Raw genomic sequence first — 12,954 nt, 5'->3', positions numbered from 1 at the left:
TAGCGCAATGGTAGTCGCATCACTCGTCGTATTCGTCGTGAGTTTGCTAATCGGCGGCCTCGGGATCTTCCTGGGCGCGAAGTTCGTCGTCGACGTCGAGAACTACACCTACGCGTTCGTCACCGCCCTCCTCGGCGCGATTGTCTGGTCGGTCGTCGGGTTCTTCCTGGGGTGGATCCCGCTGCTGGGACCGATCCTGGTGTTCATCGCGTACCTCGCGGTGATCAACTCCCGGTACCCCGGCGGCTGGTTCGAGGCGATCACGATCACGATCGTCGCCTGGCTGTCGGTACTGGTCGTACTGTACGTCCTCGCGTTCCTCGGAGCGACCGGCTTCGAGGCCGTGGGCGTTCCGGGCACCTGATCTCGGACTCGCGGCTCGAGCACTCTTCTCGCACTCGCCGGTGTGACCGTCGACGACGAAGAGTTATCCGCGTCGGTCGACAACGTCGCACAATGGGTTTCTTCGAGAACCTCGGCCGGAAGGTCGGGGAGTTCACGCACGAGGCGAAGGAGGCGGCCGCCGACGAGGCGGGCTACGTCTGCGAGGCGTGTGGCAACCAGTTCTACACGGACCAGGCGTGTCCGGAGTGTGGAAGCGAGCGCGTGACCCGACGGGTCGCCGACTCGGACGACGGAACGGACGACGCTACCGAGGACGCGTCCGCCGAGCGGGCGGTCGACGAGTCCGTCGACGGTGCGTCCCCCTCGACCGGGAGCGGCGACGAGTCGGAGCGGGAGTAACCGCTCACCGCGGCCACGACTCCGCGGTCCGTCGGTAGAGATCGGCGCAGCGCTCGAGGACGTCGATCGAGACGCTCTCGGCATCGGTGTGGGCCTCGCCGGGCTCGGCGGCGCCACAGATCACGCAGTCGGTCCCCGCCTGCGAGAGCCAGCCGGCGTCGGTCGCGTGCGGTTTCGTCACGAGCTCCGGCGCGCCGGGTTGGGCGCCGTCGGCAGCCTCGCGGACCGCTTCGGCGAAGGCCTCGTCGCCACACTCCATCGGCGGGAGGTCCTGGTCGACCGTCCACGCGACGCCCTCGAGGTCGGCGACCCGCTCGAGGGCGGCCCGTTCCCCCGGAACGGTCCGTTCGTCGACCGTCAGCTCGCAGCGGTCGGGAACGACGTTCATCGCCGTCCCGCCCTCGATCTCGGTGACGACGACGCTGCCCCCGAGCGTCTCGCCGGCGACCTCGACCGCTGGCGGCTCGAGGTCGCGGACGACGTCGACGGCGTCGCTCGCACGGTAGATCGCGTTCTCGCCGGCCTCCTGCTCGCTCGCGTGAGCGCGCTCGCCTCGAGCGGTGATCGTGCTTCCGCGCCGCCCCTTGTGGGCGACGGCGACGTCGGTGACGCCGGGCGCGGAGTACCCCGTCGACCCCTCGCCGACGACGGCGTAGTCGGGCGCGAATCCCTCGTCGATGGCGTGGCGCGCGCCGACGCCGCCGACCTCCTCGCCGACGAAGCTCGCGAAGACGAGTTCGCCCGCCGGGTCGGCCTCTCTGAACGCGATCGCCGCCGCGGCCACGGCGCCCTTCATGTCCGCCGTCCCCCGCCCGTAGAGGCGGCCGTCGCGCTCCTCGAGAACGTACTCGCCGCCGGGGCCGACCTGCGAGTCGGCGGGCTCGACGACGTCGTGGTGACCGACGAGCGCGAGCGTCTCCTCGCCCGCGCCCTTCCTGGCGAAGACGTTGCCGGCCTCGTCTCGAGTCACTTCGGCCGGGGTCTCGCGGCGCAGCCACGCCTCGAGGAAGTCCCCCGCGGCGGTCTCGTCCTCGTGGCTGGGGATCGCGGCGAGTTCTCGGGTCAGATCGGTGACCGACATGGCTCGTCCTTTCGGTTCCGGGAAGTTGACTGCACCGCAGTCGTGGGATCGACTGGCGTCCCTTTCGTGTGCTTGAACATCCTTATTGCCGTTCGGGAACCAGTATAGCGTATGAATGTCGTGCCGGATACGAGCGTGGTCATCGACGGCCGCGTCTCGGCGACGATCGAAGACGGGCAGTTCGAGGGAGCGACGATCTCGGTACCGGAAGCCGTCGTCGCGGAGCTCGAGGCGCAGGCAAACGACGGCCTCGACAGCGGCTGGGACGGCCTCTCCGAGCTCCAGCGGCTCGCGGAGCTGGCCGACGAGGGACGGATCGACCTCGAGTACGTCGGCGACCGACCCAACGCCATCGAGCGCGGCCACGCCTCCGAGGGCGAGATCGACGCGCTGATCCGCGACCTCGCCGAGGAGCTGGGGGCGACCTTCCTCACCAGCGACATCGTCCAGGCCGAGGTCGCCCAGGCCAAGGGCCTCGAGGTCGAGCACATTTCGCCGGAGGTCCGGGAGGTCGGGACCCTGACCGTCGAGGAATTCTTCGACGACCAGACGATGAGCGTTCACCTGCGCGCCGGGGCCGTCCCGAAGGCAAAACGGGGCGAACTCGGCGAGATGCGCTACGAGGAGATCGCCGACGAACCCCTGGACGAGGAGACGATCGACGAGTACGCACGCGAGATCGTCGACGGCGCCAAGGAGTCCCACGACGGCTTCATCGAGCTCTCGGAGCCGGGGATGAAGATCGTCCAGTTCCGGGACTACCGGATCGCGATCGGCCGACCCCCGTTCTCGGACGGCATCGAGATCACCGCCGTCCGCCCGATCGCCCAGACCGACATCGAGGACTACGAGAAGGCCGACGAGCTGAAGGATCGCCTGCTCGAGCGCCAGCGGGGCGTCCTCATCTCGGGGGCGCCGGGCGCCGGGAAGTCGACGTTCGCGCAGGCGGTCGCCCGCTTCATCTCCGATCACGACTACGCGGTCAAGACGATGGAGAAACCGCGGGACCTGCAGGTCGGCCCGGAGATCACCCAGTACACCGAACTCGCGGGCGAGATGGAGAAGACCGCCGACGCTCTGCTGATGGTCCGACCGGACTACACGATCTACGACGAGGTCCGCAAGACCGACGACTTCGAGGTCTTCGCGGACATGCGCCTGGCCGGCGTCGGGATGATCGGCGTCGTCCACGCGACCCGCCCCATCGACGCGCTCCAGCGACTCGTCGGTCGAGTGGAACTCGGGATGATCCCCCAGGTCGTCGACACCGTCGTCTACATCGAGGCCGGAGAGGTCGACACCGTCTACGACGTCCGCACAGAGGTCAAGGTCCCCGCGGGGCTCACCGAGGAGGACCTCGCTCGACCCGTCATCCAGGTCACCGACTTCGAGACGGGCGAACCCGACTACGAGATCTACACGTTCAACCGCCAGGTCGTCACCGTCCCGCTCACCGACGACGAGGACGGACCCGGAAGCGAGTCGGGCGTCGACCGCATCGCCAAACAGGAGATCGAACGCGAGATCCGCTCGGTCGCACGAGGCTACGTCGACGTCGACCTCAAGAGCCAGGACAAGGCGGTCGCCTACGTCGAGGACGACGACATCTCGAGCGTGATCGGCAAGGGCGGCGGCCGAATCACCGACATCGAGAACCGCCTCGGGATCGATATCGACGTCCGGACCCACGACGAGAACCCGAACTACGGGAGCGGCGGTGGCGGCTCCGGAGGCGGCGGTGCGCCGTCGGGCGGCCAGACCGGCGAACTGGTCGAACCGGAGATCACCTCGCGCCACATCGTGATCCCCGTCGACGGCAGCCACGGCGAGACCGTCGAGGTCCAGGCCGGCGGCGACTACCTCTTTACCGCGACGGTGAGCCGCGGCGGCGAGATCCAGGTCTCGCGGGGCAGCGCGATCGCGGACGATCTCGAGCGAGCGATCGACCGAAAGGATCCGATCACGGTCGTCCCCTCGTAGTCGTCCGCGAGCGAACGGGAGCGCCGAGACGCGCCGCGAAAGGACGACGGGCAGCGCCCGTGAGTTAGTGAACGAGCGGCTTTTCAGTGTCTTCGTGAGTGAGACGAGCGAAAGACCAGCGAGAGCTTCGCTCTCGGGGAGACTTTCGAGGAGCGGGCGCGAACGGAGCGAGCGATCGAACGGATTCGGTCACGATCGTTCCGTCGTCGAAAGCCGTTCGACGACCTCTTCGAGCGACGCCGTTCGCCGGTCGTCTCGTCGTATCGAATATTCGGATTCGACGTGAGCGATCGGTCGTCCGTCCAGTTATCTTCGAACCTGTCCGTGGTATCTCAACCCATACTGGGATTACTAGTTGTATAGTCACAAAACACTTATACGATACAAATGTCTGGATAACCGTGTATCAATACGGGGTAATCCAACTATGAGTGCTAAACGGAAAACGTTCGTCTACTCCGAGCTCGAGAACGGTCGCGGACCGTTCATCACCGACCGGGACGCTCTCGAGACGGTCCGGAACCGGATCGTCGACGACCTCCGGCGGACCGTCTCCGGCGCCGACGCCGACGGCGTCGTCGTGGCGATGAGCGGCGGGATCGACTCGACCGTAACCGCCGCGCTGGCCGTCGAAGCGGTCGGCAGCGACCGAGTGCTCGGGCTCGGACTGCCCTGTCACAAGAGCGACCGCACGCAGGTCAACGAGGCCCGAACGATCGCCGACGGGCTCGGAATGGAGTTTCGGGAGATCCAGCTCCAGCCGCTGCTCGACGCGTTCGAGGAGACGGTCGCGGCCGAGTTCGAACCCGAGTCGCCCGACCGACCGAACGAGCGCAATTACGCGCTCGGAAACGTGGTCGCACGGCTGCGGATGGCCTGTGCGTACTACGCCGCCAATCGCGACTCCCGACTCGTGGTCGGGACGGCGAACCGCTCGGAACTCCTGCTCGGCTACTTCACGAAGTACGGCGACGGTGCAGCCGACGTCTACCCGATCGGCGATCTCTACAAGACCGAGGTACGGGCGCTCGCGAAACGGCTCGGCGTCCCTCGCCGGATCGTCAGCAAGGCGCCGACCGCCGGCTTCTGGGCGACCCAGACCGACGCCGACGAGCTCGGGGCGTCGTACGACGTCATCGATCCCCTGCTACGGCGGTTCGTCGACGAGGACGGCTCCCTCGAGGCGGCGATCGACGCCCTCGAGCTCGAGCCCGACCTCGCTCGCGAGCTCGTCTCGCGGTGCGTCCGGACGGCACACAAGCGGCGAACGCCTCGCACGCCCGGGATCGCCGGCCGCGTGGGAGTGGGTGCGGTCGATCCCTGAGGGCTACTCGAGGCTGCGGTAGACCTCGGGATTGCGCCACCAGAACAACCCCCACGAGAGCATGAACCCGACGGCCATCGCGGCGAGGTCCTGGGCCAGCTGGGGCAGACCGAACTCGACGATCGCGACCAGCGCCACCGACGACCCAAGCGCCGCGCCGGCGAGGACGAACGCGACGTCGGCGACGATCCGCTCCCGGGACCGTTCCCAGTAGTGCTGGCGATCGTCGTCGTACCAGACGCCGACGTAGATCAACACCGGCGACATGAGCGTGATGACGGTGATCGACTGATACGCCTCGGGGAGGCCGGCCGGGAACAGGACGAGCTGGTTCAGAAGCTGCGCGAGAACGGACATGGCGAACAGTCCGACCAGCAACCACCCCCACCGCGGCAATCGCTCCTTGTCCATAGCCGAAACGGTCACCAGCGAGACATAACCCTGCCGCTTTTCGGCTTACTCCGCGCAGCAGGCGTCGTTCTTGGGCGACTCCTCGACGCCGCTGCCGTCGGCGGCGACGGGCTCCTCCAGGCGGTAGAGACTCTGTCGGGCGTCGGCGAAGTAGATGTCCTCGTCGACGATCCCGATCTCCTCGAGGCGCTCGAGCGCGTACCGGACGGTCCGAGCCGAGAGCATCGACTCCTCGACGATCTGCTTTTGGGTCAGCGGACCGTCGTACTCGAGAACCTTGAAAACGAGTTTCGCGCTCGGTGGCAGATCCTCGAGGTCCTCGCCGTCAGTCGCAGTCATATTACGATTCGAAAGCTCCCAGTAGTATAAAAGTTGAGCCTTACTGGGATGGAAATCCACAAAATATATTTACTATATTGACGAGTAAAATAGCGGTACGAACGCTATACGGGATATTCTCGGTATTTGACCGATTGGTCAGCCGAAGTGCGGGGCGACGAGAGTCGACGGCGGAAACCGGCGACGGTGGCTTCCCGCCGAACGGAACCGTTCGGCGCTCGAGTGAGCGGGCTCGCCGTCGCAGTTCTCCGCGTGGCTGGTGGACGAACCCGAATCGGTGAGGCGGCGACGGCGCCGCTCGAGTCGAGCGGGTGTCCGGCTCGGTTCGCAATGCGAACCCCTTTTCACTACCGGCGACTGAGTTCGATCCATGTCGACCGAATCGATCAGCGACCGGCGCGAGCACGTGCGCTCGGTCAGCGTAACCGCGCTCTCGGCGCTGCTTGGCGTCGGCGCCGCGTTCGCCTCGGTGGCGATGGCGGGAGACATCTCGTCCGTCGAGGCGGCGAACGCCGCCGCGACCGACACGCGGGCGCTGTTGCTCGTCGCCGGCGCGATTCTCGTCCAGATCGTCCTCTACGACTTCACGGGCATCTACGGGGACGACGAGTTCGGGACGAAACACTACCTGTACGTCGCCTTCATGACGTTTGCCTTCTGGTTCGTCCCGTTCGGAATCCTGCTCACCACGGGGGGGATGTCCTAGATGGCCGACGACAGCATCGCCGTCGTAGACTTAGACCGGTGTCAGCCCGACCGGTGTAGCTACGAGTGCAAGAACTACTGTCCGCCGAACCGCACCGGCAAGGAGTGTATCACGCTCCGGGGCGAGGAGGCCGACCAGGGCCAGCCCGACCAGATCCACATCTCCGAGGAGATCTGTCTGGGCGAGACCTGTGGCATCTGCGTCGAGAAGTGCCCGTTCGACGCCATCGAGATCATCAACCTGCCCCAGGAGCTCCAGGACGATCCCGTCCACCGCTACGGCGAGAACGCCTTCTCGCTGTACGGCCTGCCGGCCCCCCAGGAGGGACAGGTAACGGGTATCCTCGGGCCGAACGGGATCGGGAAGACCACGGCCGTCCGCATCCTCGAGGGCGAACTCCAACCGAACCTCGGCCGCGACGAGGCCGTCGACTGGGACGACGTCCTCGAGGCCTACCGCGGAACGGAACTACAGGACTACATCGCCGACGTCCGCGACGGCGAGGTCACCGTCGCCCGCAAGCCCCAGTACGTCGACCAGATCCCCGAGAGCTTCGACGGCAACACCCGCGAGCTGCTCGAGCGAACCGACGAACGGGACGCCCTGGACTCGCTGGTCGAGCGCCTCGAGATCGGTCCCGTGATGGACCAGGCGATCGACGACCTCTCGGGCGGTGAGCTCCAGCGGGTCGCGCTCGCGGCGACCCTGGCCCGCGATACGGACTTCTACTTCCTCGACGAGGTGACGCCCTATCTCGACATCGGGCAACGCGTCACCGCGGCGCGGCTGATCCGCGAACTCGCCGAGGAGGAGGACCGGTCGATGCTGGTCGTCGAGCACGACCTCGCGATCCTGGACCTGCTCGCCGACACGCTCCACGTCGCGTACGGTGAGCCCGGCGCCTACGGCGTCATCACCTCGCCGAAGTCGGTCCGCAACGGGATCAACGAGTACCTCTCGGGCTACCTCGACAACGAGAACATGCGGATCCGACAGGACCCCATCGAGTTCGAGGAACACGCCCCCCGGACCGCGACCCACGGCGACGTGCTGGTCGACTACCCCGACCTCACCAAGAGTTACGGCGACGGCGAGTTCACCCTCGAGATCGAGGGCGGGGAGATCCACCGCAACGAGGTACTCGGCATCGTCGGTCCCAACGGGATCGGGAAGTCGACGTTCGCGAAGCTGCTGACGGGGAACCTCGAGCCCACGGCGGGGGACGCCGACCTCGACCTCGACATCTCCTACAAGCCCCAGTACGTCACCATCGACCAGCACATGCGGGTCGACGCCTTCCTCTCCTCGATCACGGACCAGTTCGGGTCCTCGTACTGGAACACCGAGATCGCCCAGCCGCTGCAACTCGAGCGGATCATGGAACAGAACCTCTCGGATCTCTCCGGCGGGGAGCGCCAGCGGGTCGCCATCGCGGCCTGTCTGTCCGATTCGGCGGATCTGTACCTGCTCGACGAGCCCTCCGCCCACCTCGACGTCGAACAGCGGGTCCAGGCCACCAGCGCGATTCGCCGCTACGCCGAACAGCAGGACGCGACGGTGATGGTCATCGACCACGACATCTACACGATCGACCTGCTGGCCGATCGCCTGATGGTCTTCGAGGGCGAGCCCGCGATGCACGGCCGCGCCAGCGAGCCCCAGCCCATGCGGGAGGGGATGAACGACTTCCTCTCGAACCTCGAGATCACGTTCCGGCGGGACGAGCGCACCTCGCGTCCGCGGATCAACAAGCCGGAGTCACAGCTCGACCGCGAGCAAAAACGGGAAGGAGAGTACTACTACTCGCCGTAGGTCGGCTCGACGGCGTTACTCGTTGCTCGACCGCGAGAGCACGTCTCCGAGCTGTTCGTCCTTGCGCATTCGCAACTCGTCGAGTCGCGACTGGGCGCTCAGCCGGCTCTCGCCGACCGTCGCGCCGACGAGCGCGCCGAGGGTGGCGCCGGAGCTTGCGGCGTTTCTGTTGAACAGGCCGCCGAGTCCGGCGCCGACGGCGGCGCCGATGGCTGCGTACCGTGCGCGACTGAGCGCGAGTTCGAGTTGCTGTTTTACCATACCGGTGACTCGACACGGGAGGGAAATAAACGTGTTCCCGGAAATTCGCAACCACGAACGTGTACGGCCCCCTGAACGGACGTTTAGGGCACAACGGGAACTCAGTGAACGTGTCGCTGACAGCTTCCGCAGAGGTTCTCCTCCTTGATGTCGACCTCTCGAACGGTCGGCGAGAAGTTCATGACACAGCGGTTGTTGTCGCAGTGCTCGAGGCCGTAGGTGTGGCCGATCTCGTGGACGATCTCCTTGCGGACGCGGTGCTCGAAGATCTCGCTCGCGCTCTTGTTCGAGAATCCGCCGTCGCTGGAGGTCTGCAGGCGGTACGTGGAGACGACGCTGCCGCTGCCGTCGAGGTAGGCCAGGCCGAAGACGTAGTTGCGACGACGGTAGAACAGGTCGTGGGGGGTGATGGCGATGTTCTTCTCGCCGCGGCCGACGCGCTCGGCGAGTTGGATGAACGTCTCGGCGCAGTACTGGTTCCGGCCGGAGTCGTACGCGCCAGTCGGAACCGACTGCGAATCGTTGACCGTGACGTCGCAGTCGTAAACCGATCGCAACGCGGAGGAGGCCGCCCGCTTGACCTCCGCGGAGACGCTGCCGACCGGCACGATATCGACGAGCATGGCAACCGCTATGATCGCGGGTAGCATAAACGTCCCGCCATGACCACCGCTCGCCGGAATCTCGGAACGCTCGCGGATCGACTCGCCGCCTACGACCGCCTCGTCGAGGTCGGGATCGGACGCCGAACCGAGCTGGCGGCGACGCTCGTCGAGGCGGGCACGGCGGTGACGGCGACCGATATCGGTCGCCGGGAGGTACCCGACGGTGTCGGATTCGTCGTCGACGACGTCGTCGAGCCCGATCTCGCGGTCTACGAGGACGCCGAGGCGATCTACGCCCGGAACCTGCCCCCCGAGCTCCACCGACCGACCCTCGAGGTCGCCGAGCGGGTCGGCGCCGATTTCCTGTTTACGACGCTGGGGGGCGACCAGCCCGCGGTCCCGGTCGAGCGGCGAACGGTCCGCGAGGGGACGGTGTACGTCGCCCGGGAGTTCGACGGTCCGACGCGGGAGGACGGAAGGAGTTACCAGGGTCCGCGAGAGTAGGGTGAACGATGGCCGTCGAGTCCCTGCCGCCCGTCTCGACCGTTCTCGCCGTTCTCGGACTCCTCGTCGCGCTCGCGGTCGTCCTGCGGGGGCTGGGGTTCCTCCTGCGGATCGCGATCCACCTGTTCGTCTTCCCGGGCGTCGTCGTCCACGAGTTCGCCCACGCGAGCGCCTGTCGGCTCGTCGGCGTCAGGGTGATCGAGGCCGTCTACTTCCGGTTCGGGAATCCCCCGGGGTACGTCCGTCACGCTACCCCCGATCAGTACCGCCAATCGGTCGTCATCAGCGTCGCCCCGTTCCTGCTGAACACGGTCGTCGCGGTCGCCGCGTTCGTCGGGTCGGTCGTCCTCGTCTCGGCCGTCGGCGACGTTCGGACGGCCCCGCTCGAGTACGCGGTCGCCGCTTGCGCCCTCGGCTGGATCGGCCTCTCGGTCGGGATGGCCGCCTTCCCGAGTACGACCGACGCCCGGACGCTGTGGGCCCGCTCTAGACGGGAGTGGCGCCGATCCCCGATCGTCCTTCTCGGAGTTCCGATCGTCGCGCTGATCTACGTCGTCAACGTCCTCTCCTGGCTGTGGGCCCACGTGCTCTACGCCGTCGGGCTGTTCGTCGGCGCCGTCTACCTCGTGGGGGCGCTGGCGATCTGAACCGTCCGGCTTTATTTCCGCGGGCCCGTTTCCTCCCGTATGAACGCAGACGCAGTCGTTCTCGACATCGACGGCGTGCTCGTCGACGTCGCCGACTCCTACCGCCGGGCGATCGTCGAGTCCGTCGAGCGCGTCCACGACCGCACGATCCGCAGGGAGGACGTTCAGGCGTTCAAGAACGCGGGCGGGTTCAACAACGACTGGGAGCTGACCTACGCGGCCGCCCTCTACGTGCTCGCGACCGGGGAGGGGTACCGCGCGTCGATCGACGACTTTACCGACGCGATCGCCGACCGGGGCGGCGGGCTCGAGGCCGCCGAGGCCGTCGTCCGCGAGGCGATCGGCGCGCGGGCGACCCAGCGCGTGACCGATCGATGGGACCGCGAGGAACTCCGGGACGTCTTCCAGCAACTGTACCTGGGCAGCGAACTCTATCGGGGTCTCGAGGACGCCGAGCCCGCCCTCGAGACGCGGGGGTTCATCCACGACGAGCCCGTCCTCCTCGAGCCCGAAACGCGAGATCGGCTCCTCGCCGAGTACGACGTCGGCGTCCTGACCGGGCGTCCCGCCGCGGAGGCCGAGATCGCCCTCGAGCGGGTCGGCCTCAAGGAAGCGATTCCCCTCGAGCGCCGCTTTACGATGGACGACTGGGAGGAAGGGAAGCCCCACCCGCGGGCGCTGACCGTCCTCGCGGAACGGTTCGACGCCGACTCGGTCGTCTTCGTCGGCGACACTCTGGACGACGTGCGGACGGCGAACAACGCGAGTGAGGCCGATCCCGCTCGAACCTACCGCGGGATCGGCGTGCTGACGGGCGGGCTCACCGGCGAGGACGGCCGTCGGACCTACGAGCGCGAGGACGCCGCGGCCGTCCTCGAGTCGGTCAACGAGCTGCCCGACCTGCTCGAGTAGGCTCGAGCGAGCGGGTTCGGAGCGTTCGATACCGCGCGGCCTGCAGCTCCCCCCGTCCGTTTTTTCCCCGCGTCCGGTGTAGCACGGGCAGATTCCGATGTCCGACTTCGCAAGCGACGACCTCCCCGGCGAGGCGACCTCCGTCTGGCTCGCGAGCACCCGCGAGGACGACCCCGATCCCGACCCGCTCGAGGGGACCCGCAGCGTCGACGTCGCCGTCGTCGGCGCCGGGATCGCCGGCCTCTCGACGGCGATCGAGCTGCGCGAGCGGGACCTGACCGTCGCCGTCCTCGAGCGGGACCGGGTCGCGACGGGGATCACGGGGAAGACGACGGCGAAACTGACCAGCCAGCACGGGACGATCTACGACCACCTGCGCCGGGAGTTCGGCCCGGCACAATCGAGCCGGTACGCCGCCGTCCAGGAGGAGGCGATCGACCGCGTCGAGGGGCGGATCGACGAGCTCGGGGTCGACTGCGGGTTCGAGCGCCAGCCCGCCTACCTCTACAGCAACGAGCCCGACGAGATCGAGCGGGAGGTCGACGCCGCCCGCGCGGCGGGGCTCGAGGCGAGTTACGTCACCTCCGTCCCGCCGTTCGAGCGCGCGCAGGCGGCGGTCCGGTTCGACGACCAGGCCTGGTTCCACCCCCGGAAGTACCTGCTCGCGGTCGCCGACGAGCTCCGGGCCGACGACGGTGCCCACCTCCACGAGGAGACTCGCGTGACCGATCTCGAGGACGGGACGCCCTGTTTCGTCCGCACGGAATCAGGAACCGTCCGGGCCAAACACGTCGTCCTTGCGACTGGGTTCCCGATCCTCGACCGCGCGGGCTACTTCGCCCGGATGCACCCGAAACGATCCTACGTGCTCGGGATTCGCCTCGACGGCGATCCCCCGGAGGGAATGTACTATCGCAGCGGCGATCCCTACCGCTCCGTGCGCACCTACCGCGACGACGGGGAGGAGCTGTTGCTGGTCGGCGGCGAGAACCACAAGACCGGCCAGGGCGGCTCGACCGCCGACCGCTACCGACGGCTCGAGTCGTGGGCCCGCGAGCGGTTTCCCGTCGACGAGGTCGCCTACCGGTGGTCGACCCAGGATTACAAGCCCGTCGACAAGGTCCCCTTCATCGGTCGCGCCGGTGCCGGAACTGAGAACCTCTCCGTCGCCACGGGCTTTCGGGGCTGGGGGATGACCAACGGCACCGCCGCGGGGCGACTGCTCGCGGCCGATATCGACGGCGAACCGGTTCCCGAGCTGGATCTGTTCGACCCGCTCCGGCTGACGCCGAAGGCCTCGCTGGGCAAGACGCTCACCGAGAACGCCGACACCGCGAGCGAGTTCGTCACCGACTGGTTCCAAACGCTCGTGACGCCGGATCTCACGGCGCTCGAGCCCGGCGAGGCCAAGACCGTCCGCAAGGGCGGGAAGCCGATCGCCTGCGCCAGAGACGAGGACGGGGAGCTCCACGCCGTCTCGGCGGTCTGTACCCACATGTACTGTCTCGTCGAGTGGAACGACGCCGAGGAGAGCTGGGACTGCCCCTGTCACGGCTCGCGGTTCGATCCCGACGGGGAGGTCCTCGAGGGGCCGGCGAACGAGGACCTGCCCGCTCGAGAGGGATGAG

Annotated in this window: 15 protein-coding genes; 10 read left to right on the top strand and 5 right to left on the bottom strand. The window is 67.5% G+C overall.

From position 1 onward, the window contains the following. Window positions 1-7 precede the first annotated feature (7 nt). Window positions 8-364, top strand: coding sequence for a hypothetical protein (locus C492_RS03300; RefSeq protein ID WP_049892659.1), 357 nt, complete (start codon window positions 8-10; stop codon window positions 362-364). 92 nt (window positions 365-456) lie between these two features. After that, on the top strand, window positions 457-744 hold the full coding sequence (locus C492_RS03295; protein ID WP_008420461.1) for an FmdB family zinc ribbon protein: 288 nt from the start codon (window positions 457-459) through the stop codon (window positions 742-744). 4 nt (window positions 745-748) lie between these two features. Here C492_RS03295 and C492_RS03290 read toward each other — a convergent pair whose 3' ends face one another. Continuing rightward, window positions 749-1,825, bottom strand: a complete 1,077-nt coding sequence (locus C492_RS03290) for a M20 family metallopeptidase (protein WP_008420460.1) — start codon at window positions 1,823-1,825, stop codon at window positions 749-751. Window positions 1,826-1,936: 111 nt separating this feature from the next. Here C492_RS03290 and C492_RS03285 point away from each other — a divergent pair, with 111 nt between their 5' ends. Together C492_RS03285 and C492_RS03280 are read left to right on the top strand one after the other, a co-directional pair. After that, window positions 1,937-3,805: a PINc/VapC family ATPase gene (locus C492_RS03285; RefSeq protein WP_008420459.1), complete on the top strand. Its 1,869-nt coding sequence runs from the start codon at window positions 1,937-1,939 to the stop codon at window positions 3,803-3,805. Window positions 3,806-4,232: 427 nt separating this feature from the next. Beyond that, window positions 4,233-5,129, top strand: coding sequence for an NAD+ synthase (locus C492_RS03280; RefSeq protein ID WP_008420458.1), 897 nt, complete (start codon window positions 4,233-4,235; stop codon window positions 5,127-5,129). A gap of 3 nt (window positions 5,130-5,132) precedes the next feature. Here the strand turns inward: C492_RS03280 and C492_RS03275 are convergent, their stop codons facing one another. Next, window positions 5,133-5,540, bottom strand: a complete 408-nt coding sequence (locus C492_RS03275) for a hypothetical protein (RefSeq protein ID WP_008420457.1) — start codon at window positions 5,538-5,540, stop codon at window positions 5,133-5,135. Between the two features lie 45 nt (window positions 5,541-5,585). Then, window positions 5,586-5,879 carry a winged helix-turn-helix domain-containing protein gene (locus tag C492_RS03270; RefSeq protein ID WP_008420456.1) on the bottom strand — a complete coding sequence of 98 codons (294 nt, stop codon included), beginning with the start codon at window positions 5,877-5,879 and terminating at the stop codon, window positions 5,586-5,588. Window positions 5,880-6,249: 370 nt separating this feature from the next. Between C492_RS03270 and C492_RS03265 the strand changes: the two genes are divergently transcribed. Next, window positions 6,250-6,585, top strand: a complete 336-nt coding sequence (locus tag C492_RS03265; protein WP_008420455.1) for an EMC6-like membrane protein — start codon at window positions 6,250-6,252, stop codon at window positions 6,583-6,585. Then, window positions 6,586-8,397 carry a ribosome biogenesis/translation initiation ATPase RLI gene (locus tag C492_RS03260; RefSeq protein WP_008420454.1) on the top strand — a complete coding sequence of 604 codons (1,812 nt, stop codon included), beginning with the start codon at window positions 6,586-6,588 and terminating at the stop codon, window positions 8,395-8,397. It begins immediately after the preceding gene. Window positions 8,398-8,412: 15 nt separating this feature from the next. Here C492_RS03260 and C492_RS03255 read toward each other — a convergent pair whose 3' ends face one another. Further along, entirely contained in the window at window positions 8,413-8,658 is a 246-nt protein-coding gene (locus C492_RS03255) for a YMGG-like glycine zipper-containing protein (protein WP_008420453.1), read from the bottom strand. Window positions 8,659-8,759: 101 nt separating this feature from the next. After that, complete coding sequence (locus C492_RS03250) at window positions 8,760-9,281, bottom strand: archaemetzincin family Zn-dependent metalloprotease (RefSeq protein WP_008420452.1); 522 nt, start codon at window positions 9,279-9,281, stop codon at window positions 8,760-8,762. Window positions 9,282-9,320: 39 nt separating this feature from the next. Between C492_RS03250 and C492_RS03245 the strand changes: the two genes are divergently transcribed. From C492_RS03245 to C492_RS03230, 4 genes are all read left to right on the top strand, one after another. Next, window positions 9,321-9,767 (top strand): UPF0146 family protein, encoded by a 447-nt coding sequence (locus C492_RS03245; protein WP_008420451.1) that lies wholly within the window; start codon window positions 9,321-9,323, stop codon window positions 9,765-9,767. An 8-nt stretch (window positions 9,768-9,775) separates the two neighbouring features. Next, window positions 9,776-10,414: a DUF3267 domain-containing protein gene (locus C492_RS03240; RefSeq protein WP_008420450.1), complete on the top strand. Its 639-nt coding sequence runs from the start codon at window positions 9,776-9,778 to the stop codon at window positions 10,412-10,414. A 39-nt stretch (window positions 10,415-10,453) separates the two neighbouring features. Then, window positions 10,454-11,326, top strand: a complete 873-nt coding sequence (locus tag C492_RS03235; RefSeq protein WP_008420449.1) for a TIGR01548 family HAD-type hydrolase — start codon at window positions 10,454-10,456, stop codon at window positions 11,324-11,326. A 97-nt stretch (window positions 11,327-11,423) separates the two neighbouring features. After that, entirely contained in the window at window positions 11,424-12,953 is a 1,530-nt protein-coding gene (locus tag C492_RS03230) for an FAD-dependent oxidoreductase (protein ID WP_008420448.1), read from the top strand. The last annotated feature ends 1 nt before the right edge of the window (window position 12,954 follow it).

Origin of the sequence: Natronococcus jeotgali DSM 18795, from assembly GCF_000337695.1 — an archaeon.
GTDB classification, from domain to species: domain Archaea; phylum Halobacteriota; class Halobacteria; order Halobacteriales; family Natrialbaceae; genus Natronococcus; species Natronococcus jeotgali.
The sequence above is the reverse complement of the archived record's forward strand: the minus strand, read 5'-3'. Positions and strand labels throughout refer to the sequence as shown.

What these genes read in the sequence shown, in the direction of transcription:
- C492_RS03300 (WP_049892659.1), top strand. Translation starts at nt 8, where the DNA reads ATGGTAGTCGCATCACTCGTCGTATTCGTCGTGAGTTTGCTAATCGGC.
- C492_RS03295 (WP_008420461.1), top strand. Translation starts at nt 457, where the DNA reads ATGGGTTTCTTCGAGAACCTCGGCCGGAAGGTCGGGGAGTTCACGCAC.
- C492_RS03290 (WP_008420460.1), bottom strand. Translation starts at nt 1,825, where the DNA reads ATGTCGGTCACCGATCTGACCCGAGAACTCGCCGCGATCCCCAGCCAC.
- C492_RS03285 (WP_008420459.1), top strand. Translation starts at nt 1,937, where the DNA reads ATGAATGTCGTGCCGGATACGAGCGTGGTCATCGACGGCCGCGTCTCG.
- C492_RS03280 (WP_008420458.1), top strand. Translation starts at nt 4,233, where the DNA reads ATGAGTGCTAAACGGAAAACGTTCGTCTACTCCGAGCTCGAGAACGGT.
- C492_RS03275 (WP_008420457.1), bottom strand. Translation starts at nt 5,540, where the DNA reads ATGGACAAGGAGCGATTGCCGCGGTGGGGGTGGTTGCTGGTCGGACTG.
- C492_RS03270 (WP_008420456.1), bottom strand. Translation starts at nt 5,879, where the DNA reads ATGACTGCGACTGACGGCGAGGACCTCGAGGATCTGCCACCGAGCGCG.
- C492_RS03265 (WP_008420455.1), top strand. Translation starts at nt 6,250, where the DNA reads ATGTCGACCGAATCGATCAGCGACCGGCGCGAGCACGTGCGCTCGGTC.
- C492_RS03260 (WP_008420454.1), top strand. Translation starts at nt 6,586, where the DNA reads ATGGCCGACGACAGCATCGCCGTCGTAGACTTAGACCGGTGTCAGCCC.
- C492_RS03255 (WP_008420453.1), bottom strand. Translation starts at nt 8,658, where the DNA reads ATGGTAAAACAGCAACTCGAACTCGCGCTCAGTCGCGCACGGTACGCA.
- C492_RS03250 (WP_008420452.1), bottom strand. Translation starts at nt 9,281, where the DNA reads ATGCTCGTCGATATCGTGCCGGTCGGCAGCGTCTCCGCGGAGGTCAAG.
- C492_RS03245 (WP_008420451.1), top strand. Translation starts at nt 9,321, where the DNA reads ATGACCACCGCTCGCCGGAATCTCGGAACGCTCGCGGATCGACTCGCC.
- C492_RS03240 (WP_008420450.1), top strand. Translation starts at nt 9,776, where the DNA reads ATGGCCGTCGAGTCCCTGCCGCCCGTCTCGACCGTTCTCGCCGTTCTC.
- C492_RS03235 (WP_008420449.1), top strand. Translation starts at nt 10,454, where the DNA reads ATGAACGCAGACGCAGTCGTTCTCGACATCGACGGCGTGCTCGTCGAC.
- C492_RS03230 (WP_008420448.1), top strand. Translation starts at nt 11,424, where the DNA reads ATGTCCGACTTCGCAAGCGACGACCTCCCCGGCGAGGCGACCTCCGTC.